The following is a 25,051-nucleotide window of genomic DNA, read 5'->3' on the forward strand; positions in this document are numbered from 1 at the left end:
CGGCTGCGCCGTTATTCCTTCATCGCGTAGATGGCCGGCACGCAGCGCAGGGTTTCGTTGACGTCCATGCCGAAGCCGAACACGTAGCGGTCCGGCAGTTCGATGCCGGCGTAGTCGGCGGTCACGTCCGGCAGCGCGCGGTCGTGCTTCTTCACCGTCATCGCGGCGATGCGCACGTCGGTTGCGCCCTGTTCCAGGCACCAGGTGCGAACGCCCTGCAGGGTGTAGCCCTCGTCAAGGATGTCGTCGACCAGCAGCACGCGGCGGCCGAACAGCGAGGTGGCCGGCTTGTGCTTCCAGACCAGGTCGCCGCCGGTGGTTTCACCGCGGTAACGGGTGGCGTGCAGGTAATCAAACTGCACGTCCTGGCCGCGCGCGCCCAGTTCCAGCGCCAGCTGGCCGGCGAACGGCAGCGCGCCGTGCATGATCGACAGGAACAGCGGCACCTCGCCCTTGTAGTCGCGCGCGATGGCGTCGGCGATACCAGCGATGGCCTTGTCGATGGTGGGGCGGTCGACCAGCAGGTCAGCCTGGGCCAGGGCCTGGGAAATGGTGAGGTTGGGCATCAGACGGTTCTTCCAAGGGTTTCAAGCAGACGGGTTTGGGTGTCGCCATGGCGGGCATCGGCCAGCAGGCCATCCCAGCCAAGCGCGCCGCGGCCAATCAGGCCCAGCAGCGCAGCGGTATTGAGGGAGCGCCCCTGCACCGCGTGCAGGGCTTCATCGACCAGCTCCGGGTGGCAGACCAGCACCACGTCGCAGCCGGCGTCCAGATGGGCGTGCACGCGCGCCGGCACGCCGCCGGCGCTGTGCGAGGCGGCCATGCCGATGTCGTCGGAGAACACCACGCCACGGAAGCCGAGCTCGCCGCGCAGGATGTCCTGGATCCAGCGCGGCGAGTAACCTGCCGGTTCAGGCGCAATCTGCGGGTAGATCACGTGCGCCATCATCACCGCATCGGCACCGGCGGCGATGCCGGCCTGGAACGGCACCAGGTCCTGCGCGCGCAGCTCGTCCAGCGCGCGCGGATCGATCGCAGTATCGACGTGGGTGTCTTCCAGCACGGTGCCGTGGCCGGGGAAATGCTTGAGCGTGGCGGCCATGCCGACCGAGTGCATGCCACGCACGTAGGCGGCGGTGAACGCGGCCACCACCTGCGGGTCTTCACTGAAGGCGCGGTTGCCGATGGCCCGGTTGCCACGGCCAAGATCGACTACCGGCGCGAAGCTCAGGTCCAGGCCGCTGGCGCGTACCTCGCTGGCCATCAGCCAGGCGTGCCGTTCGGCCAATGCCAAGGCCTGCTGCGGGTCGGTGGCATACAGGGCACCAATGTCCTGCAGTGGCGGCAGATCGCTGTAACCCTCGCGGAAACGCTGTACGCGACCGCCTTCCTGGTCCACGCAGATCAGCTGCGGGCGCGGCGCGGCGGCGCGGATCGCCGCGCTCAGATCGGTCACCTGCTGGCGGGAGGCGAAGTTGCGCTTGAACAGCACCACCCCGGCCACGGCATCGTGCTGCAGCCAGTCACGTTCCTGGGCGGTCAGTTCGGTGCCGGCAACGCCGATCAGCAGCATGGTCGATCTCCACAACGCGCGCCCGCATGGCGCAGTGCCGCATTGTCGCAGAACCGGCCGACAGGCGCAGTGGTCAGAAAAAGGGGAGTGTGCGGTCAGAGCCCCTGCGGGGATCTGACCCCGGGGCCGGATCCCCGCAGGGGCTCTGACCCCGATCTGCTCAGACCTTGCAGCCGTCCGGGCCGCAGGCCTCGTCGTCGCCAGCCGGGGTGGCCGGGGCGCCCTGTTCGGCGGCAATCTGGCGCAGGGCGTTGGCGAAGGCCTCGGGGGGCTGCGCCCCGGAAATGGCCCACTTTCCATCGATGACGAAGGTCGGCACCGAGGAGATGCCCAGCGCATGCGCCTCCGCCAGCTTGGCTTCGACCTCGGCCAGGCCGCGGTCGGAGGCCAGCATCTGCGCGATTTCGCCGCCGTCCAGGCCGCCCGCCACACCGGCCTTGATCAGCACCGCGCTGTCCGCCAGGTTCTGGCCAAGCTCGAAGTGGGCGCGGAACAGCGCCTCCCCGACCGCGTCCTGCACGCCGTGCTGGCCGGCCAGCCACAGCACCCGATGTGCCGGCAGCGTGGTCACCCGCACCTGGCCCCGGCTGAAGTCCATCCGCAGGCCTTCCGCACGCGCCGTGGTCTGGGTCTGGCCGAGGATCTGCTCGGTGCGCTCGACGCCACCGAACTTGCGCACATAGGCCTCGCGCAGCGGCACCGGGGTGTCGTCCGCGTCCGGGTCCAGCTGGAACGGCTGCCAGTGGATATCGAGTTCAGGCGCATCGGCGCCCAGCAACTGCACGCCCTGCTGGAAACGATGCTTGCCGATCCAGCACCAGGGACAGACCACGTCGGAGTAGATGTCGATTCTCATCCCACCGACATGGGGCCCGCCCCCGCCGAAAAAAGGGGACGGAGGGGATTAAGTCGCTTTCCGCACAGGCGGGGTAAAGACGACTTAATCCCCTCCGTCCCCTTTTCAGGGTTTCACCACTGTGAATAGGGATGACTGGCGAGCGCGACGTTGTAGTAGCGGGCGTCGTCGGTGACTTCCGCGCCGGCCCAGTCCGGCAGCTGGATGGCCTGGTCGGCGCTGTCCAGTTCCACCTCGGCCACCACCAGGCCGGCGTTGTCGCCGAGGAACTCGTCCACTTCCCAGGTCAGGCCGGCGTGCTCGACCAGATGGCGGCGCTTGTCGATCAGGCCACCCACGCACAGCGCCAGCAGCGCGCGCGCGTCCTCCACCGGAATCGGGTAATCGAATTCCTGCCGGGTGTGGCCGATGGTGCGCGACTTCAGGTTTAGCGCAGCATGGTCGCCCTCGATACGCACGCGCACCGAGGCGTTCTGGGTACCGCGATCCAGCGCGCCCATGTCGTTGATGTAGCCCTGCGCCATCGGGATCACCCGGTGCGCAGCGGATCGCCAGCCATCGTTGATGACCAGGAATTTGCGTTCGATTTCAATGCCCATGGCGCGATTATGCGCCATGGGTGATGACAGCCGCTCAGCGCTTCTCGAACACCGCGATGCTCTCCACGTGCGCGGTGTGCGGGAACATGTCCATCGCACCGGCACTGACCAGGGTGAAGCCCTGTTCGTTGACCAGATAGCCGGCATCGCGCGCCAGCGAACCCGGGTGGCAGCTGACGTAGACGATGCGCTTGAACTGCTTCAGCGGCAGCTGCTGCAGCACTTCGATGGCGCCCGAGCGCGGCGGGTCCAGCAGCAGCTTGTCGAAGCCCTGGCGCATCCACGGCGTGCTGCGCTGGTCCTGGGTCAGGTCGGCGCTGAAGAACTGGGCGTTGGCCAGCCCGTTGCGCACGGCATTCTCACGGGCACGCGCGACCAGGCCGGCATCGCCTTCCACACCCACCACTTCGCGCACGCGGCGCGCCAGCGGCAGGGTGAAGTTGCCCAGGCCGCAGAACAGGTCAAGCACGCGTTCGTCCTCGCCCGGCTCAAGCAGGTCCAGGGCGTGGGCGATCATCTTTTCGTTGAGCTTGGCGTTGACCTGGATGAAGTCCAGCGGGCGGAACGCCAGTTCCACGTCCCAAGGCGCCAACCGGAACGACAGCGGCACGCCCTGCCCGTCCAGCGGCTGCACGGTGTCCACGCCGCCGGACTGCAGGTAGATCACGAAACCATGCTGCTGGCCAAAGGCGGCCCAGGCGGCGCGGTCGGCATCGCTGAGCGGCTGCAGGTGACGTACGGTCAGCACCACCGCCTGATCGCCGGCGATGAACTCGATCTGCGGGATGTCGCGCTTGCCATCGAGCGATTCGATGAAGGTGGACAGCGCCTCGACCTTGGTACCGATCTCGGGGATCACGGTCAGGCACTGGCTGAGGTCGGCGACGAAACGCGGGTCCTGTTCACGGAAACCGACCAGGGTCTTGTCCTTCTTCTCGACCCGGCGCACCGAGAAGCGGCCCTTGCGGCGATAACCCCAGCTCTCGCCGACCAGCGGCGCCAGCACCGTGCCCGGCTTCACATGGCCGATCCGCTCCAGGTTGTCCATCAGCACGCGCTGCTTGGCGACGATCTGCTGGTCTTCGTCCAGGTGCTGCAGCACGCAGCCGGCGCAGGTACCGAAATGCGGGCACTTCGGGGTCACGCGCTGGGGCGAGGCCTGCAGCACTTCCACCGTGCGTGCCTCGTCGAAATGGCGGCTGCGGGCGGTCTGTTCGGCCATGACCACCTCGCCCGGCAGGGCGCCGCTGACGAAGGTGACCTTGCCGCCCTCGCCTTCACGGCGGGCGACACCGCGACCATCATGGCTGAGGTCGAGGATCTCGGTCTGGAACGGGGTACGGTCGATGCGGGAGCGGGATCGGGCCACGTGGCAACAGGCTGCGGGCAAAAATGGGGGCACATTGTCGCAGATCCTGACTGGCAGGGTCCGGACCCGCTTGCGCCCGCCGCCGCCGTGCTTGATGATTGCAGCAGCTGACATGGAGGCAGCCCTGATGCAGATGACCCCGCGGGCCAGCCGGCCCCGCTTCCTGCTTGTCGAGGACGACATCATCAGCCGCGGTTTTTTCAAAGCGGCGTTGGAAACGTTACCGGCGGACGTGGACACCGCAGATTCATTGGCCAGCGCGCTGGCCAGCGCCGAGCCCGGCGCGCATGACCTGTGGCTGATCGACGTCAACCTGCCGGACGGCAATGGCGCGCAGCTGCTGCGTGAACTGCGCCGTTCACACCCCGATACCCCGGCATTGGCGCATACCGCCGATGGCGACACCTCCATCCATGCCCGCCTGCGCGAAGCTGGCTTCAGCGACACGCTGGTCAAGCCGCTGGGCCGCGACCAGTTGCTGAAGGCCGTGCGCCGGGCACTGGTGAACAGCCCGGCGGGGATCTCCGTTGCCCCGGCTCCGGCAGCGGTCGAGCTGCAGGTGCAGGACTGGGACGAGACCGCGGCACTGGCCGCGCTCAATGGCCAGCGCAACCACTTGATCGCGCTGCGCGAGCTGTTCCTGGCCGAGTTGCCGGGCGTACGCGACGCGGTCGAGCAGGCCGTGGACCAGCACGACGAGCGCCAGCTGCGCAGCCAGCTGCACCGGTTGCAGGCGAGCTGTGGGTTTGTCGGCGCGGCACGGCTGGGACGGGCGGTGCGGCAGCTGCATCATGCGCCCGAGTCCGGGCAGGCCCAGGCGGGGTTCCGCGACGCGGTGGCGGCCCTGCTGCATTGAGGGTTTTTCGGCAGGGCTGCGCCCTGCACCCGCAGAGGCTTCAGGCCAAGGCAACAGCAAAAGCAAAAGCTGGCATTCCGTGGGGTGGCGGGGCGGTATCGGAGTGCGGGGACGCCGTAAACCCGTCCATGGGGGCTTGGCAGCCGCATCCATGCGGCTGACACCCCGCCCTCCGACACCGCCCCACCCCTGACAATTTCCCGGTGTCTGGTAGATCCACGCCACGCGTGGATGAATCTCTGTCAGATATCGAAATCAATCTGGGGTCGGATCCGTTTTCCTGTGGAGAACGGATCCGACCCCATGCCATTCCCACAGCTCGCAAGAATCTGTCGAAGGCGGGTGGGTCCGGTTGCGGGGGCGTGAGCCGCATGGGCCCGAGGCATGCCTCGGGCGGGTTGGGCAGGACCCCCAACCCCGGTCTTGCCGTGTGCGCAGGACAGCGCACACGAGCAAGCGGCGACCGAGCTTACATGGGTGAGGGCGCTTTGCTTGCGAAGCACTGCTTCGCAAGCGCCCGAACGCACAGCCGCCAGCGGCTGGGCCGGACCCCGGAGGGGGACTTGCAGCGTCCCCCTCAACCGGACCCACCCCGCCATCCCACGGAATGCATGTTGTTGCTGTTGCTTTGGCCTCGGCAGGTGCAGGGCTGCAAGCCCTGCCGAACACCCCCTACCTGCGGGGCGCGAGCTGCTCGAGCATTTCCCAGGACTTCAGGCCGCGTGGCCCGAGGTGATGGGCCAGCACCCGCCGCATCGGCAGGCGCAGGCTGGCCAGGTCGGCGGCAGCGGGCTCTTCGTCGGCCGCCAACGCCAGCAGCGCCGAGCCAGTGGCCGCCGCCCGGCGTTCCCCACCGCGCTCACTGAGCAGGCGCTGCGCGCCTTCCTGTGGGTCCAGCTCGTAGCGCGCGGCCGGGTCGATCGGCTGGCCGTCGCTGGCACTGTCCAGTTCGAAACCCAGGCCCAGCGCGGTCAGCAGCTCGCGCTCGAAACGACGCAGCGTCCAGGCCAGGCCGGCACCGACCGCCAGCCGTGCGCGCGCTTCGCCATAGGCCAGATACAACTCAGGCAACGGATCCTGGCGAGGTGCCAGGCGCAGGGTCAGTTCACTCAGATAGAAGCCGGCCAGCATCGCCTGGCCGACCAGGCGCGGGGCCGCATCCAGCGCTTCAGCGCCGCGCAACTGGGCCAGTTCACCGCGCTGCTGGGCGCTGAAGCGGATCCACTGCAATGGCTGCAGGGCAGCGCGCAGCACCTGGCCCTTCGCGGTTGACACACCACGCGCGAGCAGGCCAACGCGGCCATGCTGCGCGCTCAACACCTCGACCAGCAGGCTGGTCTCGCGGTAGGCCCGCGCATGCAGCACGAAGCCGGTGTCGTCCTCGATCATCATCGAAGCGACCGCAACGGCTTACTCGTAACCGAAGGCCTTCAGCGCGGCCTCGTCATCGGACCAGCCTTCACGCACGCGCACCCAGGTCTCAAGGAACACCTTGGCCCCGAACAGACGCTCCATCTGCAGGCGGGACTTGGCGCCGATCTCCTTGAGGCGGGCGCCGCCCTTGCCGATCACGATGGCCTTCTGGCCTTCGCGCTCGACCCAGATCACCGCGCCGATGCGCAGCAGGTTGCCGTCCTCGGTGAAGCGCTCGATCTCAACGGTGGTGGCGTACGGCAGCTCTTCGCCGAGCTGGCGCATCAGCTGCTCGCGTACCAGCTCGCCGGCCAGGAAACGCTGGCTGCGGTCGGTGATCTCGTCCTCGCCGAACATCGGCGGCGCTTCCGGAAGCAGCTTCAGCACGTCGCGCACCAACGCTTCCAGGCCATTGCGCTTCTGCGCCGAGATCGGATGCACGGCAGCGAAATCACGGCCTTCGGTCACCTGCTGCAGGAACGGCAGCAGCGCGCCCTTTTCCTTCAGGCGATCGATCTTGTTGACCACCAGCACCACCGGAATGCCGGCATCGCGCAGCACATTGAAGGCCAGGCTGTCTTCTTCATCCCAGCGACCGGCCTCGATCACCAGCAGGCCGGCATCGACGCCCTCCAGCGAGCCGCGCGCGGCACGGTTCATCACCCGGTTCATCGCCCGCTTCTGCACCTTGTGCAGGCCGGGGGTATCAACCAGCACCAGCTGGCCTTCCGGGTAGGTGGCGATGCCCAGCAGGCGATGGCGCGTGGTCTGCGGACGGTTGGAAACGATGCTGACCTTCGCACCGACCAGGGCATTGGTCAGGGTCGACTTGCCCACGTTCGGGCGGCCGATGACGGCCACGCTGCCGCAATGATGAGGAGTTTGTTCGCTCACTTGGAATCCAGTTGTTCTAGGACGGCCGCAGCCGCCTGTTGTTCGGCAAGCCGCCGCGAGGCGCCTTCGCCCTCGGTGCTGGCGGCCGGGTCGGCTACGTTGCAGCGTACCCGGAAGTGCTTGGCATGGTCGTCACCGGATTCTGACACCAGTTCATACTGCGGCAACGCCTTCTGTCGGGCCTGCAGCCATTCCTGCAGGCGGGTCTTGGGGTCCTTCTCGGGGCGGCCGGAGGCCGGCAGCGCCTCGATCGAAGCGCTGAACCAGGGCAGTACCACCGCCCGGCAGGCCTCGAAGCCGGCATCCAGGTAGATCGCAGCCACCACGGCTTCCACTGCGTCGGCCAGGATCGAGTCGCGGCGATGACCGCCGGACTTCATTTCGCCCGGGCCCAGGGTCAGCCGCTCGCCCAACTGCAGGGTGCGCGCGATCACCGCCAACGCACCTTCGCGCACCAGCTCGGCACGGGCACGGGTCATCGCCCCTTCGTCAGCCTTGGGCCAGCGTCGGTACAACGCCTCGGCCGCCATCATGTTGACGATGCTGTCGCCGAGGAACTCCAGGCGCTCGTTGTGCGGCGCACCGGCACTGCGATGCGTCAGCGCCTGCTTGAGCAGGGCCGGGTCGCTGAAGGCATGACCGATCAGGTCGCCACGTTGGATGAATTTACTGGGCACCGCTTCGTGTCAGGTCCTGGGAAGAATCGAATTTGCCAACCACATCGAGGTTGCCGATCAGCTGGCGACGCACTTCGTAGTTGACCTTGAGGGTCCAGCCATTGTCGCGACGGTCGAACTTCACGTTGGCCGGCTTCACATTGTCCGAGTAGTTGATGTACAGGCGCTTGAAGAACAGGTCCTGGATCCGCGACGGCTCCATGCTGCCCACGCCCGGCTCGTTGGCCAGGCTCTTCATCGCCGAGCGCACGGCGTAGTACTCCTGGTACATCGGGAACAGCTTCATGCCGATGTAGAGGAAGAAACCGACCACGATCAGGACCGTCAGGAACGAGGTCAGGGTCATGCCGCGCTGCGTGTTCATCGTCTTCATTGCGTTCTCCCCAGATACGCGTTGGATGTGAAGGTACTCAGTTGATGCCCGATCAGTTGATGCTCGAGCCGATCCGCGACGGCTCGAAGCCATCCTTGCAGAACCAGCCCTGGCAGTTCAGCCAGATCAGGAAGGCCTTGCCGCGCAGGTTCTCCTCCGGCAGCAGGCCCCAGAAACGGCCGTCGTCGCTGTTGTCGCGGTTGTCGCCCATCACCAGGTACTTGCCGGCCGGCACCGTCCACTGGCCCTGGCCGCGCGGGTAGTCGGTCTCCAGCACGGTGTGGGTGCGGCCCGGCAGGTGCTCGACCAGCAGGTTGGCGCCTTCGCCCTGACCCTTGTGGCCGGCGTAGATGCCCTTGTTGTCGTACTTCAGCGGCTCGCCATTGAGGATCACGCCGTCGCCTTCGAAGACCACGGTGTCACCCGGCACGCCGATCACGCGCTTGATGAAGTTCTCGCCCTTGGCCGGGTCGTTGTCGCTGTGGCCGGGGAAGTGGAATACCACCACGTCGCCACGCGAGGGCTCGCCGAACGGCACGATCCTGGTGTTGCTGATCGGCAGGCGCAGGCCGTAGGAGAATTTGTTGACCAGGATGAAATCGCCGATCAGCAGGTTCGGCATCATCGAGCTGGACGGGATCTTGTACGGTTCGGCAATGAAGCTGCGCACGATCAGCACGATCGCCAGCACCGGGAAGAACGCACGCGAGTAATCCACCAGCACCGGCTCGGAATCGAGCAGGCCGGCGCGCTGGGCGCGACGCTTGGCGAGGTACAGCTTGTCCGCAAGCAGGATCAGGCCCGAGGCCAGGGTCAGCACGACCAGGAGGATCTCAAACAGTTTCATTCAGGGTCCTTTGCAACGTCACCGGACGACCGGCCCCGCAGGGCCGGTGCGGGATTACTTGTTGTCCATCTGCAGCACGGCCAGGAACGCTTCCTGCGGGATCTCCACGCGGCCGACCTGCTTCATGCGCTTCTTGCCTTCCTTCTGCTTTTCCAGAAGCTTCTTCTTGCGCGAAACGTCGCCACCATAGCACTTGGCCAGCACGTTCTTGCGCATGGCCTTGACCGTGGTACGGGCGATGATCTGCGAGCCGACCGCAGCCTGGATGGCGACGTCGAACATCTGGCGCGGAATCAGGTCCTTCATCTTCTCGCACAGCTCACGGCCACGACGGTCGGCATGGCTGCGGTGCACGATCAGCGACAGTGCGTCGACCTTGTCGCCGTTGATCAGCACGTCCACGCGCACGAACGGGCCGGCGTCGAAGCGGACGAAGTGGTAGTCCAGCGAGGCGTAGCCACGGCTGACCGACTTCAGCTTGTCGAAGAAGTCCAGCACCACCTCGGCCATCGGCAGCTCATAGCTGATCTGCACCTGGCTGCCCAGGTAGTTGATGCCGATCTGGCTGCCGCGCTTTTCTTCGCACAGCTTGATGATGTTGCCGATGTACTCCTCGGGAGTGAGCACGTTGGCACGGATGATCGGCTCGCGGATCTCCTCGACCTGGTTCACCGGCGGCAGCTTGGCCGGGTTGTCCATGTTGATGATCGAGCCATCGGTCTTCAGGACTTCATACACCACCGTCGGCGCGGTGCTGATCAGGTCCAGGTTGTACTCGCGCTCCAGGCGTTCCTGCACGATTTCCATGTGCAGCATGCCCAGGAAGCCGCAGCGGAAGCCGAAGCCCATCGCCTCGGAGCTTTCCGGCTCGAAACGCAGCGCGGCATCGTTCAGGCGCAGCTTGTCCAGCGCTTCGCGCAGGTCCGGGTAATCTTCGGCATCGACCGGGAACAGACCGGCGAACACGCGCGGCTGCATTTCCTGGAAGCCCGGCAGCGGCTTCGGTGCCGGGTCGCCGGCCAGGGTCAGGGTGTCGCCGACCGGCGCACCGTGCACGTCCTTGATGCTGGCGGTGACCCAGCCCACTTCACCGGCACGCAGCGCAGGCAGCACTTTCCGCTTCGGCGTGAACACGCCGACGTTGTCGACCTGGTGGTTGCGGCCGGTGGACATCACCTGCAGCTTGTCACCGGCCTTGATCTCGCCCTGCATCACGCGTACCAGCGAGACCACGCCCAGGTAGTTGTCGAACCAGGAGTCGATGATCAGCGCCTGCAGCTTCTCGGTGTCGCGCGGTGTCGGCGGCGGGATGCGATGCACGATCGCTTCCAGCACGTCCTGCACGTTCAGGCCGGTCTTGGCACTGACCGGCACGGCGTCGGAGGCGTCGATGCCGATCACGGCCTCGATCTCGGCCTTGGCGCGCTCGATGTCGGCGGTCGGCAGGTCGATCTTGTTGATCACGGGCACCACTTCCAGGCCCTGCTCCACCGCGGTGTAGCAGTTGGCCACCGACTGCGCTTCCACGCCCTGGGCCGCATCGACCACCAGCAGCGCGCCTTCGCAGGCGGCCAGCGAGCGGCTGACTTCATAGGAGAAGTCGACGTGGCCGGGGGTGTCGATGAAGTTCAGATGGTAGGTCTGCCCGTCCTTGGCCAGGTACGGCAACGACACCGACTGCGCCTTGATCGTGATGCCGCGCTCGCGCTCGATCGGGTTGGAGTCGAGCACCTGCGCTTCCATCTCGCGGGCCTGCAGGCCACCACAGAGCTGGATGATGCGGTCGGCCAGCGTGGACTTGCCGTGGTCGACATGGGCGATGATGGAGAAGTTGCGGATGTTCCGCATCGAATCAGAAGACATAGGTGGCGGCGGCGCGCGGCGTCGTCAGGGTAACGGTCGATTATCGCATGCCCGGCGCCCCACCGCGAAAGCGGACTGCTCGGGCCCCGCCCGGAAAGGCCGAAGCCCCGCCAGGGCGGGGCTTCAGGGGAGACACAGGGGCCGCCGAAGCGGCCCCGGCAGGCCTTACTGGCCGGCCTTGACCGCCACGAAGGCGCTGTTGCCGTTGCCGGTGCGCACCAGCAGCATCACCACGTCGTCCTTCTTGTAGCTGGACAGCGCCCGGTTCAGGCTCTCCACGCTGCCGACCGGGGTGCGGCCGACCTGCAGGATCACCATGCCCGGAGACAGGCCGGCATCACGCGCCGCCTGGCCCTTGACTCCGGTGATACGCACGCCTTCGTTGCCATCCAGGCCGAACTGCTTGCGCTGCGGTGCGGTCAGGTCGCTCACGTCCAGGCCCAGCAGGGCATTGGCGCCGGCCTGCGGTGCCGCATCGGGCCTGGCGGCAGACGCCGCACGGGCATTGCCCTGACCGTCTTCGCTCAGCGCCGTGAGCGTGGCGCTGAGGTCGCGCGGCTTGCCGTCGCGGATCACCCCCAGCGTGACCCGGCTGCCCGGTGCCATCGCACCGATCAGCGGCGGCAGGTCGGACCAGCTGTTGACCGGGCTGCCGTTGACCGAACGCACCACGTCGCCGATCTGCACACCGGCCTTCTCTGCGGCACTGCCGGCGACGATCTGGTTGACCAGCGCGCCACGGCTGTCGGGCAGGCCCAGGCCCTGCGCCTTCAGCGCATCGATCGGCTCGACCACCGCACCCAGCTGGCCACGGGTGACCTTGCCACTCTTTTTGATCTGCTCGACCGCGCTCATCGCCAGGTCGATCGGGATCGCGAAGCTGATGCCCATGTAGCCGCCGGAGGCGGAGAAGATCTGCGAGTTGATGCCGACCACTTCGCCGCGGGTGTTCAACAACGGACCGCCGGAGTTGCCCTGGTTGATCGCCACGTCGGTCTGGATGAACGGCACGTAGCGCTGGTCGGCGCCACCCGTGCTACGCCCCAGTGCACTGACGATACCGGCGGTGACCGAATGGTCGAGCCCGAACGGCGAGCCGATCGCGACAACCCACTGGCCGGGCTTCAGCGTATTGGAATCACCCACGCGCACGGTCGGCAGGTTCTTGCCATCGATCTTCAGCAGCGCCACGTCGTACTGCTGGTCGCTGCCCACCACCTTGGCGTTGAACTCACGGCTGTCGCCCAGCTTGACCTTCACGTCGCTGGCATCGGCCACCACGTGGTAGTTGGTCAGCACATAGCCATCGGGCGAAATGATGAAGCCCGAGCCCATGCCGCGGCCCTTGATGCTGGGGCCACCGTCCGGGCCGCCCGGGCCCTGCCCCGGCATCGGGAAGTCCGGGCCGAAGAAGCGACGGAAGAATTCCGGCATGTCGTCGTCACCACCCATCGGGCCCCGCGAAGCCTGGCGGTTGGTGCGGACGATGGTGGTGTCGACGTTGACCACACCCGGCCCGACCTGTTCAACAAGGTTGGTGAAATCGGGCAGGCCGGTAACCAGCGGCTGTGCCGGTGCCCTTGGCGCGGTGGCTGGAGCAGCCTGGGTCGGGGCGGCCGGAGCCGGTGCCTGCGCGCAGGCCACCAGCGGCAGGGTCAGGGCCAACAGGCCCATGGCCTGCGTGCGGAGTCGGGGAGTCATCGGACGGCAACCTCCGGATCGGATGGAAAGAGGAATACGGGCCCCGCTGACGGCGGGGCGTGAAAGCGCCCGGCTCAGTCGCGCGGGCGCGGCGGCACCGGCAGGTCGTCCTGCAGGCGCGGCTCGAACGGGTAGAAGGCGGCGCCACCGGTATGGGCCGGGAAGCTGGCATTGAGCGCGCCGCCGGCGGCAGGCGCCAGGCTGGAACGCGGCCACGGCCGCGCCTGCAGCCCACCGACCTCGCCAAACGGCATGTTGCGGCTGCCATTGGCCGGTATGGTCGGGGTCAGCGGCGCCTGCGCAGCAGCCACCGCGCGTTGCGGCACGTCCTCACGCTGGGCGGCACGCGCGGCCTGCTGGCTGCGGGTGGCACTGGCGCGGCGGGTGTCCTGGCGGCGACCGGCAGTGGCCATCGCCAGGGCGGGAGTCGCCGCCACAGCCATCGCGGCCGTGTCTGCAGAGGCTTCGGTAACCGGGGCAGGATCGGTCGGCACGGTCGGCAGCTCCGCCTGGCTGGCGATCACCTGAGGTGCCAACGGCTCGCCCGGGGTGGCTTCCTTCAGCTTCTCACCGCCCATGAACAGCGCCACCGCTGCCACTGAAGCGGCCAGTGCGGCACCACCGCCCCAGGCCCGCCAGCCACTGCGACGCACCTGACGGCGCGGCGCGGCCTGCGGCGCAGGCTCGGCGGCGATGGCAGCAGCCACGGCGGAACTGAACCCGGCCGGGGCCAGTGCCGACGCCTGCCCACGCATCACGTCGCCCAGCAGCTGCCAGCGCTCCTGGCAGCCGGCCAGTTCGGGGTCATGCTCCATCCGCCGCAGCAGGAAGCGCGCTTCATCGGCGCCCAGCTCGCCATCGACCAGGGCCGACAGCTGCTCGCGATGGCGCTGGTCCAGGCGCTGCCCGGCGGGCGATTGATGGTTCTGCGATTCGTTGAACGGGTTACTGGTCATACGCGGCTCTTCTCACGGGTGGCGCTGCCGATGTCCAACAGCGGCCGGAGTTCGGTGTCGATCGCCTCGCGCGCCCGGAAGATCCGTGAACGCACGGTGCCGATCGGGCACCCCATTTTCTGCGCGATTTCCTCGTAGCTCAGGCCTTCCACCTCGCGCAGGGTGATCGCCGACCGGAGCTCTTCCGGCAGCGCGTTGACGGCCTTCATCACCGTCTGTTCCAGCTCCTGGCGCATCAACTCGCGTTCGGGCGTGTCGGTGTCGCGCAGGCGCGTACCACTGTCGAACTGTTCGGCATCGCCGATGTCGATGTCATCGGTCGGTGGCCGTCGATTGTGTGAAGCCAGGTAGTTTTTGGCGGTATTCACGGCGATTCGATGCAACCAGGTTGAGAACTGGGCGTCGCCACGGAAACTTCCGATCGCGCGATAGGCGCGGATGAAAGTGTCCTGGGCGACGTCCTGACATTCGCTCCAGTCGGCGATGTAGCGGCCGACAAGGGCCACCACGCGATGCTGGTACTTGCGCACCAGGACATCGAACGCGGCGCTCTCGCCGTGCTGCACGCGCCGGACCAGTTCCAGATCCAGCTCCTGTGGTGTATCAACCTCGGCCATGAGGGGCCGCACTCCTGTCAGCCCAACCGACGTCGGGCAATGAGACTGCCAATCCCGGGAAAAGTTCAGTCGCCGATCACCCGGCGCCGCACCAGCTTTTAACCACCGTTCCGTTAGCGTTCCGGTCCACGGCCATGGATCCGGGGTCGCCACTCCCCTGCTATTGGGATTTGACGCGGGGGAAACAACCTCTGGATCATAGCCGCTTCTCCATACACAACCGGATGGAACGTCCATGCTCTCAGGCTTCGATGGTCTCCGCTTCAGCCACTGGCACCCCGAGATCCGCGACGACGGCGTGGTGGTCCTCTCCCTGGATCGCCAGGACAGCAGCGTCAATGCCATGTCGCAGGATGTGCTGCTGGAGCTGGGTGACCTGCTTGAGCGCATTGCACTGGACCCGCCCAAGGGCGTGGTGATCCAGTCGCTGAAGAAAGCCGGCTTCATTGCCGGGGCGGACCTGAAGGAGTTCCAGGAGTTCGACCGTCGCGGCACCGTCAACGACGCCATCCGCCGCGGCCAGGCTACTTACCAGAAGCTGGCCGAGCTGCCCTGCCCCACCGTGGCGGCCATCCACGGCCATTGCCTGGGCGGCGGCACCGAGCTGGCGCTGGCCTGCCGCTATCGCGTGGCCTCCAATGACAGCAGCACCCGCATCGGCCTGCCGGAAACCCAGCTGGGCATCTTCCCGGGCTGGGGCGGCAGCGCGCGCCTGCCGCAGCTGGTCGGCGCGCCAGCGGCAATGGACATGATGCTGACCGGCCGTACGCTGTCGGCCTCGGCCGCGCGTGGCATCGGGCTGGTCGACAAGGTGGTGGCACCGGCCGTGGTGCTCGACACCGCCGTGGCGCTGGCGCTGTCCGGCACCACGCGCCCGTTCAAGCAGCGCGCAACGGCCTGGGCCACCAACACCTGGCTGGCACGCACGCTGCTGGCACCGCAGATGGTCAAGCAGGTCGCACGCAAGGCCAAGAAGGACCAGTATCCGGCGCCCTACGCGCTGATCAGCACCTGGCAGCGCAGTGGCGGCAAGCCGATCCAGGCGCGTCTGGACGCCGAGCGCCGCGCGGTGGTGAAGCTGGCCAGCACCCCGACCGCGCGCAACCTGATCCGCATTTTCTTCCTCACCGAACGCCTGAAGGGCCTCGGTGGTGGTGATTCCGGCATCCGCCACGTGCACGTGGTCGGCGCCGGCGTGATGGGCGGTGACATCGCCGCCTGGGCCGCCTACAAGGGCTTTGAAGTGACTCTCCAGGACCGCGAGCAGCGCTTCATCGACCCCGCCATGGAGCGCGCGCAGGCGCTGTTCGCCAAGAAGGTGCGCGACGAGAGCAAGCGCCCCGCCGTGGCCGCGCGCCTGCGTGCCGACCTGGAAGGCAACGGCGTGGCCGAGGCCGACCTGGTGATCGAAGCGATCATCGAGAACCCGGAAGCCAAGCGTGCGCTGTACCAGACGCTGGAACCGAAGATGAAGCTGGACGCGCTGCTGACCACCAACACCTCGTCAATTCCGCTGGTGGAACTGCGCGACCACATCCAGCGCCCGGCGCAGTTCGCTGGCCTGCACTACTTCAACCCGGTGGCGCAGATGCCACTGGTGGAGATCATTCACCACGACGGCATGGCGCCGGAGACCGAGCGCCGCCTGGCCGCGTTCTGCAAGGCGCTGGGCAAGTTCCCGGTACCGGTGGCCGGCAGCCCGGGCTTCCTGGTCAACCGCGTGCTGTTCCCTTACATGCTGGAAGCCGCCACCGCGTATGCCGAAGGCATTCCGGGCCCGGTGATCGACAGGGCCGCGGTGAAGTTCGGCATGCCGATGGGCCCGATCGAACTGATCGACACCGTCGGCCTGGACGTGGCCGCCGGCGTCGGCCGCGAACTGGCGCCGTTCCTGGGCCTGCAGATTCCAGCAGCCTTGCAGACGGTGGAGCCGGACAAGCGCGGCAAGAAGGACGGCCAGGGCATCTACACCTGGGAAAACGGCAAGCCGAAGAAGCCGGACGTGGCCAGCGATTACCAGGCCCCGGCCGATCTGGAGGACCGCCTGATCCTGCCGCTGTTGAACGAGGCGGTGGCGTGCCTGCACGAAGGCGTTGTGGCCGATGCGGACCTGCTGGATGCCGGCGTGATCTTCGGTACCGGCTTTGCCCCGTTCCGCGGTGGTCCGATCCAGCACATCCGTGCGGTCGGTGCCGATGCGATCGTCGAGCGGCTGAAGGCACTGCAGCAGCGTCACGGCGACCGTTTCGCCCCGCGCCCGGGCTGGGACAACCCCACCCTCCGCGAACCAGTGGTTTGAGTTTATCGGCCGGGCCTGCGGCCCGGCACCCGCAGAGGCAACGTCAAATTCCACAGCAGAAGCCAGAGCCAAAGCGGCTCTGGCCTTTCTGTTTGTTTGGCGGGGCGGTGTCGGGTTGCGGGGACGCCGTAAACCCGTCCTTGGGGGCTTGGCCGCGGCATCCATGCCGCGGACACCCCGCAACCCGACACCGCCCCACCCCTGACAGTTTCCCGGTGACGGTGGGTGAACTGCGATGGCTGTAGGTGTCGACCTTGTTCGGCACGGATCATTACGAACTGGTGGGTGTCGACCTTGATCGCCACCAGGAGCGAAGCGACCGGCGTTTGATCTTGATTTTCTTTTTTCTTCTCCGTGGCTGGACGCACACGGAAACTGTCAGAGGTCGGGCGGGTGGGTTGCACAGGACCGTTGGCGCCATGGATGGCGCCATCGAGCCCCCATGGACGGGTTTACGGCGTGTCCTGCGCAACCCACCCGCCCGACCAAGCGCGGCTTTTGATCTTGCTTCCGCCTTCAGCGCCCCCCCCCCCCCCACAGCCACGAGGGGCTGCGCCGTTGGCTGGAACACCCTGTTACCCATACGGGGCATGTCCCCGTCACAGCCGCATGCGATGCTGATCTCCTGATCCTTGCCAGCGAGAACGCCCGCATGACCACCATCATCGCCCCGCGCGTGCACGACATCGGCGGACTCGAAGTCCGTCGCGCCGTCCCCACCCTGCAGGCGCGCAGCATCGGCTCGTTCGTGTTCGTCGACCAGATGGGCCCGGCACTCATGCACCCCGGCACGGCCATCGACGTGCGCCCGCATCCGCATATCGGCCTGGCCACCGTCACCTATCTGTGGTCGGGCGCCATCGGCCATCGCGACACACTCGGTTCGGACCAGGTGATCCGCCCCGGAGACGTCAACTGGATGACCGCTGGCCGCGGCATCGCCCATTCCGAACGTACGCCGCAACCGGACCGCGATCACGACAACCCGATCCATGGCATGCAGACCTGGGTGGCGCTGCCGAAATCGCACGAGGAAATCGAACCGGCGTTCTACCACCATGCCGCGGCCACCCTGCCCGAGCAGCGTCGCAACGGTGCCTGGCTGCGCGTCATCGCCGGCCGCGCCTATGGCGAGGAATCGCCGGTGAAGGTGTTCGCCGACACCCTCAACGTGGCAATCGATCTCGACCCGGATGCGGAAATCGATATCGACGACGGCCACCGCGAGCGCGCGCTGTACATCCTCGAAGGCGACGCACAGCTGGATGGCGTGGACATCCCTGCACAGCATCTGGTGATTCCCGAAGCCGGCGCACGTGGCCGCCTGCGCGCGAAGACGCCGGTGAAGGCGATGCTGTTCGGTGGCGAGCCGCTGGATGGCCCGCGTCACCTGTGGTGGAACTTCGTGTCCAGCTCGAAGGAACGCATCGAGCAGGCCAAGCACGATTGGGAGGCCGGCCGCTTCGGGACCATTCCGGGCGACGACAAGGAATTCATCCCGCTGCCGCAGTACTGAACATCGCGTGTTGCACACATCCGAAGGTGTATGCCTGCACCCGGCGTTGACGCTACAGTCACCCGCTGATCATTGAAATGTGACATAAATCACATTTTCGACCGTCAAAGGAGTGCAACACATGAGCATGGGTAAACGCTTGTCCGCCGAATTCCTCGGCACGTTCTGGCTGGTTCTGGGTGGCTGCGGCAGTGCGGTGCTGGCCGCCAAGTTCGGCGGTGACAGCAATCCGCTGGGTATCGGGTTCCTCGGCGTGGCGCTCGCCTTCGGCCTGACCGTGGTGACCGGCGCCTATGCGTTCGGCCATATCTCCGGCGCGCACTTCAATCCGGCGGTCAGCGTCGGCCTGTGGGCCGGTGGCCGCTTCCCGACCAAGGACCTGGTGCCGTACATCATCGCCCAGGTGGCTGGTGGCCTGTTGGCCGGCTTCATCCTGCTGCAGATCGCCTCGGGGGCCAGCGGCTTCGCCATCGACGGCAGCCAGGCCGGTGCGTTCGCCAGCAATGGCTATGGTGCGCTGTCGCCCGGCGGTTACAGCGTGGCGGCGGCCTTCCTGTGCGAAGTGGTGCTGACCGCCGTGTTCCTGATCGTGATCATGGGCGCCACCCACGGCAAGGCACCGGCTGGCTTCGCGCCGCTGGCGATCGGCCTGTCGCTGACCCTGATCCATCTGATCAGCATCCCGGTCACCAACACCTCGGTGAACCCGGCCCGCTCCACCGCCGTGGCCTTCTTCGCCGGCAGCGGGGCGGTCAGCCAGCTGTGGCTGTTCTGGGTCGCCCCGCTGCTGGGCGGTGCGATCGGCGGCATCATCTACAAGTGGCTCGGCAACGACCGCTGAGGCCTGTGCGGACCATTGCGGCCGACCTTCGGCCGCAATGGTTACGCTTGTAACCGCAATTTGTGCGATCGCTCACGTTCCGTTAAGGTTGAGTTGACCGTCCGTGCACATGCCGGCCGGCGGGGCATCCGGGGATGGGATGCCAAGGCCGCCGGTCCATCCGACGGAGCCACGACACACCACCTTGGGGGATGCATGAAGTTCGCGCCTGTAGTGTTGTCGAGCCTGCTGTTCGCTGCGGCCCAGGCCGCCGCGCAGGCTCCCACCGAATGTCCTTCATTGCCGGCCAACAGCGGCCTGCAGTGGCAACAGCAGGCACAGGCCGATTTCCTGGTCTGCCGTGCCAGCACCAGCGATGGCCGCGAGGTACTGAGCCTGATGCTCAGTGCACGCGATCCCAACCTTCCATTGAACCGCTCGCTGCGCCACGAAAAGGGCAGCTTCGGCGGTGAATCACTGTACTGGTACCAGCCCGATCTGGGAGGCCAGCAGCCGCCCGGTTATGCCGAGCGCCGCATCAGCGTGGTCAAGCTCGACAAAGGGCGTTACGCGCAGATTTCGCTGTATCCGGACAGCGCGCAGGAACTGGGTTCGCTGCAACAGCTGGCGCAGGGGATGAGCCTGACCCCGTCGGCCGTGGCTGCCGGGAACTGACGATGGCGGGGATGACTGCCTTGCAGCATCCCCGCAATGCGAGCCGACCTGACGGTAGTGCCGGCCGCTGGCCGGCACCTCGATCCGCCGTGACCGCAGGCAGTCGCCGGCCAGCGGCCGGCACCGCCTCAGAACTTGCCTTCCTGGAAATCGACGAAGGCCTGCATGAGTTCCTGCCGCGTGTTCATCACGAACGGGCCATGGCGCATCACCGGTTCCCGCAACGGACGACCAGCCACCAGGATCAGCCGCGCACCCTCGCTGCCGGCCGACAGATGCAGCTGCTCGCCACCGCCCAGCACCGCCAGTTCCTGGCGGGCGACGTCGCGCGCCGCGTCCTGCTCACCCACCGTCACCGCACCTTCGAACACATACGCGAAGGCGTTGTGCCCTTCCGGCAAGGCATAGGTCCAGGCGCGATCCGGGGCCAGCGTGATGTCCAGGTACAGCGGATCGGTGGCCGGCTGCACGATCGGGCCCTGCGTGCCATCCACGTTGCCGGCGATCACCTTCACTTCCACGCCGGCGTCCGGCCGCACCACGGGAATGCGCTCGGGCGCGAACTCCTGGTACTTCGGCTCGGTCATCTTCTCTTTCGCCGGCAGGTTCACCCACAGCTGGAAGCCGCGCATCTGACCGCTTTCCTGCTCGGGCATTTCCGAATGCACCAGGCCACGGCCTGCGGTCATCCACTGCACGCTGCCCGGGGTAAGCAGGCCCTCGTTGCCGTGGTTGTCGCGATGCCGCATGCGCCCGTCGAGCATGTAGGTGACGGTCTCGAAACCGCGATGCGGATGCTCCGGGAAGCCGGCGATGTAGTCCTCGGCACGGTCGGTGCCGAATTCATCGAGCAGCAGGAACGGGTCCAGGTCAGGCAGCGTCGGGCCGCCGATGACGCGGGTCAGGCGCACGCCGGCACCGTCGGAGGTGGGCATGCCACGGATGGTCCGCAGTACGCGGACCGGTTCGGGAAAGCTCATGGCGACTCCTGTTGGATGGATGCCACTGAAGATGGACGCCACATGGCCGCACGCCAATGGACGGCGCCGCAACCGATTGTTCCATCCCTGATGTTCGCTGCATGTCAGCACAACAAGCGTACGACCAAAGTACTACCGCCGATTCGTCCTGTGCCAATTGACCCTGCCGAGGGCACGCGGGACTCTTTGACTGTCTTTCCGGGAGAGAGCACCTCATGAAAGGGTTTTCCAAAATAGGCTGGGCGGTACTCGCCCTGCTCGGCGCCTTCTGTCTGGGCACCGTGGCCTTACGCCGCGGCGAACACATCAATGCCCTGTGGATCGTCGTCGCCGCCGTTTCGCTGTACCTGGTGGCCTACCGCTTCTACAGCCTGTTCATCGCCAACAAGGTGATGCAGCTGGATCCGACCCGGGCCACCCCGGCGGTGATCAACAACGATGGCCTGGACTACGTGCCGACCAACAAGCACGTGCTGTTCGGTCACCATTTCGCCGCCATTGCCGGTGCCGGCCCGCTGGTGGGACCGGTGCTGGCCGCACAGATGGGCTACCTGCCCGGCCTGCTGTGGCTGGTGGTGGGCGTGGTGCTGGCCGGCGCGGTGCAGGACTTCATGGTCCTGTTCCTGTCCAGCCGCCGCAACGGCCGCTCCCTGGGCGATCTTGTGCGGGAAGAGATGGGCCAGGTGCCCGGCACCATCGCGCTGTTCGGTGCGTTCCTGATCATGATCATCATCCTGGCGGTGCTGGCGATGGTGGTGGTCAAGGCGCTGGCCGAAAGCCCGTGGGGCATGTTCACGGTGATCGCGACGATGCCCATCGCGATCCTGATGGGCGTGTACATGCGCTACATCCGCCCCGGCAGGATCGGCGAGATTTCGGTGGTCGGCCTGATCCTGCTGCTGGCCGCGATCTGGTACGGCGGCAAGGTCGCCGCCGATCCGGTCTGGGGCCCGGCCTTCACCTTCACCGGCACCCAGATCACCTGGATGCTGATCGGTTACGGCTTCGTCGCCTCGGTGCTGCCGGTGTGGCTGCTGCTGGCCCCCCGCGATTACCTGTCGACCTTCCTCAAGATCGGCACCATCATCGCACTGGCCGTCGGCATCCTGATTGTGATGCCGGAACTGAAGATGCCGGCGCTGACCCAGTTCGCTGCCAGTGGTGATGGCCCGGTATGGAAGGGCGGCATGTTCCCGTTCCTGTTCATCACCATCGCCTGCGGTGCGGTCTCCGGCTTCCACGCGTTGATTTCCTCCGGCACCACGCCGAAGCTGCTGGCCAATGAAGCGCACATGCGCTACATCGGCTACGGCGGCATGCTGATGGAATCGTTCGTGGCGGTGATGGCGCTGGTGGCGGCCTCGATCATCGATCCGGGCATCTACTTCGCGATGAACAGCCCGGCGGCGGTGATCGGTGCCGATGCGGCCTCGGCGGCGCACTACATCACCAACACCTGGGGCTTCACCATCACGCCCGAGCAGCTGACCGCGACCGCGGCGGCAATCGGCGAGCCGACCATCCTGCATCGCGCAGGTGGCGCACCGACACTGGCGGTGGGCATCGCGCAGATCCTGCACGAAGCGATTCCCAGTGGCAGCGACGCGATGATGGCGTTCTGGTACCACTTCGCGATCCTGTTCGAAGCGTTGTTCATCCTCACGGCAGTCGACGCTGGCACCCGTGCCGGTCGCTTCATGCTGCAGGACCTGCTGGGCAACTTCGTGCCGGCCCTGAAGAAGACCGAATCGTGGACCGCCAACATCATCGGTACCGCCGGCTGCGTGGCGCTGTGGGGCTACCTGCTCTACACCGGTGTGGTCGATCCGTTCGGTGGCATCCAGACGCTGTGGCCGCTGTTCGGCATCTCCAACCAGATGCTGGCGGGTATCGCGCTGATGCTGGGCACGGTGGTGCTGTTCAAGATGAAGCGTGACCGCTATGCGTGGGTGACGGCCGTGCCGGCCATCTGGCTGCTGATCTGCACCACTTACGCCGGCTTCATCAAGATCTTCGACAGCAATCCGGCGCAGGGCTTCCTGGCCCAGGCACACAAGTTCCAGGCCGCCCTCGCCAGCGACACCATCACGGCACCGGCCAAATCGGTGGCGCAGATGAAGCAGATCGTGGTCAACGCCTACGTCAACACCGGCCTGACCGCGCTGTTCCTGCTGGTGGTGGGCGCAGTGCTGGTGTATTCGATCAAGACCATCCTGGCGGCCCGCCGCAATCCGCAGCGCAGCGACCGCGAGACCCCGTACGTGGCGCTGAAGCCGCATGAAATGGTGGATCTGTGATGAGCACGCAACTGGTTCCCGCCGGCCAGTACCAGGCACACCGCCGCATCTGGCGGCGCCTGGTGCAGACCGCCCGACTGTGCTGTGGCATTCCTGATTACGACAACTACGTCCGGCACATGCTGGAAAAGCATCCGGACCAGGAGCCGATGGATTACAAGACGTTCTTCCGCGAGCGCCAGGAAGCGCGCTACAGCGGACGCAACGGTGGTCGCTGCTGTTGAGGTTCCAGGGTGGGTGCCGGGCTTGCAGCCCGGCGCCCGCAGAGGCCGGAGCAACGGCAACAGCTGAGGCGTCGGCTCTGGGTTTCTGTGTGCTTGGCGGGGTGGTGTCGGATGGCGGGGACGCCGTAAACCCATCCCTGGGGGCTTGGCCGCGGCATCCATGCCGCGGACACCCCGCCATCCGACACCACCCCACCTTCGACAGATTTCCGGTGACGGCGAGATGCATCAGGGGTCAGATCCGTTTCCTCCGGGAAACGGATCTGACCCCTTCCATGTTCATGGAGGCCCATGAAATGCATCCACGCATGGCGTGGATCTACGCAGGCATGACGCCGGGGCGGCCCGGACTCAGCCGTTGGCCATCCACTTCAGGATCAGGCCAGTGACATACGCCAGCCCGGTGCCGGTGGCGTAGCCCACCGTGCCCAGCAGCACGCCCACCGGAGCCAGCGTCGGATGGAACGCCGCAGCCACCACGGGGGCCGAAGCGGCTGCGCCGATGTTGCCCTGCGAACCGATCGCGAAGAAGAACAGCGGCGCGCGCAGCAGCTTGGCCACCACCCACAGCACCAGCACATGCGTGGCCATCCAGATCGCGCCGAGCAGGAACAGCCACGGCCGGTCCAGCAGCGACAGCAGGTTCATCTGCATGCCGATGCAGGCGATCAGGAAGTACAGGAACACCGTGCCCAGCCGCGAAGCGCCCGCAGCTTCCAGCCGGCGCGCACGGGTGAAGCTCAGGCCCAGGCCCATCGCTGTGGACAGCAGGATCACCCACACGAACTGGCTGTCCAGGCTGAACTGGCTGGCCCAGCTGACATTGGCCTTGAACCAGCCCGCCAGCGGCGCGGCGATGGCATGGGCCAGGCCGACGCCGCCCAGTGCCACGCCGACGATCACCATCAGGTCGGTCATGCTGGGAATGCGCGCGTTCTGCGCCTCGTAGGCACTGATGCGCGCCTTCATCTCGTCGATGGCACGGGTATCGGCACCGTTGCGGGTATCGATCTGCTGCGCGCGGTTGGCCAGGAACAGCAGGATGGCCATCCACAGGCTGGCGCAGGCCACGTCGACCACCGCGAACTGGCCGAAGGTGGTGGCATCGGTGCCGAACACTTCGCGCATGGCCACCATGTTGGCGCCGCCGCCGATCCAGCTGCCGGCCAGCGCCGCCATGCCGGCCCAGGTATCACCGGCCACGGTTTCGGGGTGGATCAGCTTCATCAGCTGGAACGAGACGATGGCGCCGAGCATGATGCCGGCGGTACCGGCGCAGAACACGATCAGCAGTTTCGGGCCGAGCTTGGCAATACCCTTGAGGTCGATCGACAGGGTCAGCAGGACCAGCGCGGCCGGCAGCAGCACGTCACGCGCGACCGGGTTGTACAGCGAGGTGTTGTGGCCGTCGATGACACCGGCGGTGTTGTAGATGGCGGGGACGAAGTAGCACAGCAGCAGCGCCGGCACCCAGGCGAAGATCTTCTTCAACAACGGGGTCGGGCCACTGGCAGCCCAGAAGATCAGGGCCAGGGTGGCGGCAATCAGGCCCAGGCCAACGATGTCGTTGCTGATCAGGGCAGTAGCGGGTTCGGTCGGCATGGGATCCTCTGTCGATCGAAAGAGCGGGAAAAAAAAGCGCCGCA

Annotated in this window: 23 protein-coding genes; 7 read left to right on the plus strand and 16 right to left on the minus strand. The window is 66.7% G+C overall.

The window, feature by feature from the left end; translation table 11 throughout:
• Positions 1–11: 11 nt before the first annotated feature.
• The 5 genes from AC5P9F_RS16420 to rlmD all read right to left on the minus strand — a co-directional run bounded on the left by AC5P9F_RS16420 (position 12) and on the right by rlmD (position 4,397).
• Entirely contained in the window at positions 12–566 is a 555-nt protein-coding gene (locus tag AC5P9F_RS16420) for a hypoxanthine-guanine phosphoribosyltransferase (RefSeq protein WP_005410592.1), read from the minus strand.
• Positions 566–1,573 (minus strand): beta-N-acetylhexosaminidase, encoded by a 1,008-nt coding sequence (gene nagZ / locus AC5P9F_RS16425; RefSeq protein ID WP_005414204.1) that lies wholly within the window; start codon positions 1,571–1,573, stop codon positions 566–568. Before nagZ ends, AC5P9F_RS16420 begins: the two co-directional genes overlap by 1 nt.
• A 160-nt stretch (positions 1,574–1,733) precedes the next feature.
• Entirely contained in the window at positions 1,734–2,429 is a 696-nt protein-coding gene (locus tag AC5P9F_RS16430; RefSeq protein ID WP_495231999.1) for a DsbA family oxidoreductase, read from the minus strand.
• Positions 2,430–2,542: 113 nt separating this feature from the next.
• Positions 2,543–3,028 (minus strand): CYTH domain-containing protein, encoded by a 486-nt coding sequence (locus AC5P9F_RS16435; RefSeq protein WP_005414202.1) that lies wholly within the window; start codon positions 3,026–3,028, stop codon positions 2,543–2,545.
• Between the two features lie 34 nt (positions 3,029–3,062).
• Positions 3,063–4,397: a 23S rRNA (uracil(1939)-C(5))-methyltransferase RlmD gene (gene rlmD, locus AC5P9F_RS16440; RefSeq protein WP_043035433.1), complete on the minus strand. Its 1,335-nt coding sequence runs from the start codon at positions 4,395–4,397 to the stop codon at positions 3,063–3,065.
• 127 nt (positions 4,398–4,524) lie between these two features.
• On the opposite strand from rlmD, the gene AC5P9F_RS16445 reads away from it, so the two are divergent.
• Positions 4,525–5,253, plus strand: coding sequence for a response regulator (locus AC5P9F_RS16445; RefSeq protein ID WP_005410597.1), 729 nt, complete (start codon positions 4,525–4,527; stop codon positions 5,251–5,253).
• Positions 5,254–5,925: 672 nt separating this feature from the next.
• Here AC5P9F_RS16445 and recO read toward each other — a convergent pair.
• The 9 genes from recO to rpoE form a co-directional block, all read right to left on the minus strand.
• Positions 5,926–6,645, minus strand: a complete 720-nt coding sequence (gene recO / locus AC5P9F_RS16450; protein ID WP_005410598.1) for a DNA repair protein RecO — start codon at positions 6,643–6,645, stop codon at positions 5,926–5,928.
• Positions 6,646–6,663: 18 nt separating this feature from the next.
• The gene (era, locus tag AC5P9F_RS16455) at positions 6,664–7,560 is read right to left on the minus strand and encodes a GTPase Era (protein ID WP_005410599.1); all 897 of its coding nucleotides are present in this window, start codon (positions 7,558–7,560) and stop codon (positions 6,664–6,666) included.
• On the minus strand, positions 7,557–8,237 hold the full coding sequence (gene rnc / locus AC5P9F_RS16460; protein ID WP_005410600.1) for a ribonuclease III: 681 nt from the start codon (positions 8,235–8,237) through the stop codon (positions 7,557–7,559). The genes era and rnc overlap by 4 nt, the downstream gene beginning before the upstream one ends.
• Entirely contained in the window at positions 8,227–8,610 is a 384-nt protein-coding gene (locus tag AC5P9F_RS16465) for a DUF4845 domain-containing protein (protein ID WP_005410601.1), read from the minus strand. The genes rnc and AC5P9F_RS16465 overlap by 11 nt, the downstream gene beginning before the upstream one ends.
• Before the next feature lie 52 nt (positions 8,611–8,662).
• Entirely contained in the window at positions 8,663–9,457 is a 795-nt protein-coding gene (lepB, locus tag AC5P9F_RS16470) for a signal peptidase I (protein WP_005410602.1), read from the minus strand.
• Positions 9,458–9,511: 54 nt separating this feature from the next.
• Complete coding sequence (lepA, locus tag AC5P9F_RS16475; protein ID WP_005410603.1) at positions 9,512–11,305, minus strand: translation elongation factor 4; 1,794 nt, start codon at positions 11,303–11,305, stop codon at positions 9,512–9,514.
• Positions 11,306–11,485: 180 nt separating this feature from the next.
• A complete protein-coding gene (locus AC5P9F_RS16480; RefSeq protein WP_005410604.1) occupies positions 11,486–13,021 on the minus strand; it encodes a DegQ family serine endoprotease in 1,536 nt (511 codons plus the stop codon).
• Positions 13,022–13,095: 74 nt separating this feature from the next.
• Positions 13,096–13,977: a sigma-E factor negative regulatory protein gene (locus AC5P9F_RS16485; RefSeq protein WP_076739745.1), complete on the minus strand. Its 882-nt coding sequence runs from the start codon at positions 13,975–13,977 to the stop codon at positions 13,096–13,098.
• Positions 13,974–14,594, minus strand: coding sequence for an RNA polymerase sigma factor RpoE (gene rpoE, locus AC5P9F_RS16490; protein WP_005414197.1), 621 nt, complete (start codon positions 14,592–14,594; stop codon positions 13,974–13,976). The genes AC5P9F_RS16485 and rpoE overlap by 4 nt, the downstream gene beginning before the upstream one ends.
• A gap of 235 nt (positions 14,595–14,829) precedes the next feature.
• Here rpoE and AC5P9F_RS16495 point away from each other — a divergent pair, with 235 nt between their 5' ends.
• The 4 genes from AC5P9F_RS16495 (at position 14,830) to AC5P9F_RS16510 (ending at position 19,904) form a co-directional block, all read left to right on the plus strand.
• A complete protein-coding gene (locus AC5P9F_RS16495) occupies positions 14,830–16,893 on the plus strand; it encodes a 3-hydroxyacyl-CoA dehydrogenase NAD-binding domain-containing protein (protein WP_024958698.1) in 2,064 nt (687 codons plus the stop codon).
• A 652-nt stretch (positions 16,894–17,545) separates the two neighbouring features.
• The gene (locus AC5P9F_RS16500; RefSeq protein WP_005410608.1) at positions 17,546–18,409 is read left to right on the plus strand and encodes a pirin family protein; all 864 of its coding nucleotides are present in this window, start codon (positions 17,546–17,548) and stop codon (positions 18,407–18,409) included.
• Positions 18,410–18,530: 121 nt separating this feature from the next.
• Entirely contained in the window at positions 18,531–19,250 is a 720-nt protein-coding gene (gene aqpZ / locus AC5P9F_RS16505) for an aquaporin Z (protein WP_005414195.1), read from the plus strand.
• 195 nt (positions 19,251–19,445) lie between these two features.
• Positions 19,446–19,904: a hypothetical protein gene (locus AC5P9F_RS16510; RefSeq protein ID WP_005410610.1), complete on the plus strand. Its 459-nt coding sequence runs from the start codon at positions 19,446–19,448 to the stop codon at positions 19,902–19,904.
• A 128-nt stretch (positions 19,905–20,032) separates the two neighbouring features.
• Here the strand turns inward: AC5P9F_RS16510 and AC5P9F_RS16515 are convergent, their stop codons facing one another.
• A complete protein-coding gene (locus tag AC5P9F_RS16515; RefSeq protein WP_033834360.1) occupies positions 20,033–20,884 on the minus strand; it encodes a pirin family protein in 852 nt (283 codons plus the stop codon).
• Positions 20,885–21,099: 215 nt separating this feature from the next.
• Here AC5P9F_RS16515 and AC5P9F_RS16520 point away from each other — a divergent pair, with 215 nt between their 5' ends.
• Positions 21,100–23,181 (plus strand): carbon starvation CstA family protein, encoded by a 2,082-nt coding sequence (locus AC5P9F_RS16520; RefSeq protein ID WP_005410612.1) that lies wholly within the window; start codon positions 21,100–21,102, stop codon positions 23,179–23,181.
• The gene (locus AC5P9F_RS16525) at positions 23,181–23,405 is read left to right on the plus strand and encodes a YbdD/YjiX family protein (RefSeq protein WP_043034532.1); all 225 of its coding nucleotides are present in this window, start codon (positions 23,181–23,183) and stop codon (positions 23,403–23,405) included. Before AC5P9F_RS16520 ends, AC5P9F_RS16525 begins: the two co-directional genes overlap by 1 nt.
• Positions 23,406–23,756: 351 nt before the next feature.
• Here AC5P9F_RS16525 and AC5P9F_RS16530 read toward each other — a convergent pair whose 3' ends face one another.
• Positions 23,757–25,007, minus strand: a complete 1,251-nt coding sequence (locus AC5P9F_RS16530; RefSeq protein WP_005410614.1) for a DUF819 family protein — start codon at positions 25,005–25,007, stop codon at positions 23,757–23,759.
• Positions 25,008–25,051: the final 44 nt, after the last annotated feature.

It is taken from the genome of Stenotrophomonas sp. YJH_SMC_4, assembly GCF_059371575.1.

Bases quoted from the DNA above. Each gene is read 5' to 3' on its own strand.
- AC5P9F_RS16520 (WP_005410612.1), top strand. From the start codon at position 21,100: ATGAAAGGGTTTTCCAAAATAGGCTGGGCGGTACTCGCCCTGCTCGGC.
- AC5P9F_RS16435 (WP_005414202.1), bottom strand. From the start codon at position 3,028: ATGGGCATTGAAATCGAACGCAAATTCCTGGTCATCAACGATGGCTGG.
- AC5P9F_RS16515 (WP_033834360.1), bottom strand. From the start codon at position 20,884: ATGAGCTTTCCCGAACCGGTCCGCGTACTGCGGACCATCCGTGGCATG.
- AC5P9F_RS16480 (WP_005410604.1), bottom strand. From the start codon at position 13,021: ATGACTCCCCGACTCCGCACGCAGGCCATGGGCCTGTTGGCCCTGACC.
- rpoE (WP_005414197.1), bottom strand. From the start codon at position 14,594: ATGGCCGAGGTTGATACACCACAGGAGCTGGATCTGGAACTGGTCCGG.
- nagZ (WP_005414204.1), bottom strand. From the start codon at position 1,573: ATGCTGCTGATCGGCGTTGCCGGCACCGAACTGACCGCCCAGGAACGT.
- AC5P9F_RS16445 (WP_005410597.1), top strand. From the start codon at position 4,525: ATGCAGATGACCCCGCGGGCCAGCCGGCCCCGCTTCCTGCTTGTCGAG.
- AC5P9F_RS16485 (WP_076739745.1), bottom strand. From the start codon at position 13,977: ATGACCAGTAACCCGTTCAACGAATCGCAGAACCATCAATCGCCCGCC.
- AC5P9F_RS16510 (WP_005410610.1), top strand. From the start codon at position 19,446: ATGAAGTTCGCGCCTGTAGTGTTGTCGAGCCTGCTGTTCGCTGCGGCC.
- AC5P9F_RS16500 (WP_005410608.1), top strand. From the start codon at position 17,546: ATGACCACCATCATCGCCCCGCGCGTGCACGACATCGGCGGACTCGAA.
- recO (WP_005410598.1), bottom strand. From the start codon at position 6,645: ATGATGATCGAGGACGACACCGGCTTCGTGCTGCATGCGCGGGCCTAC.
- lepA (WP_005410603.1), bottom strand. From the start codon at position 11,305: ATGCGGAACATCCGCAACTTCTCCATCATCGCCCATGTCGACCACGGC.
- AC5P9F_RS16420 (WP_005410592.1), bottom strand. From the start codon at position 566: ATGCCCAACCTCACCATTTCCCAGGCCCTGGCCCAGGCTGACCTGCTG.
- AC5P9F_RS16465 (WP_005410601.1), bottom strand. From the start codon at position 8,610: ATGAAGACGATGAACACGCAGCGCGGCATGACCCTGACCTCGTTCCTG.
- AC5P9F_RS16430 (WP_495231999.1), bottom strand. From the start codon at position 2,429: ATGAGAATCGACATCTACTCCGACGTGGTCTGTCCCTGGTGCTGGATC.
- lepB (WP_005410602.1), bottom strand. From the start codon at position 9,457: ATGAAACTGTTTGAGATCCTCCTGGTCGTGCTGACCCTGGCCTCGGGC.
- AC5P9F_RS16525 (WP_043034532.1), top strand. From the start codon at position 23,181: ATGAGCACGCAACTGGTTCCCGCCGGCCAGTACCAGGCACACCGCCGC.
- AC5P9F_RS16495 (WP_024958698.1), top strand. From the start codon at position 14,830: ATGCTCTCAGGCTTCGATGGTCTCCGCTTCAGCCACTGGCACCCCGAG.
- aqpZ (WP_005414195.1), top strand. From the start codon at position 18,531: ATGAGCATGGGTAAACGCTTGTCCGCCGAATTCCTCGGCACGTTCTGG.
- AC5P9F_RS16530 (WP_005410614.1), bottom strand. From the start codon at position 25,007: ATGCCGACCGAACCCGCTACTGCCCTGATCAGCAACGACATCGTTGGC.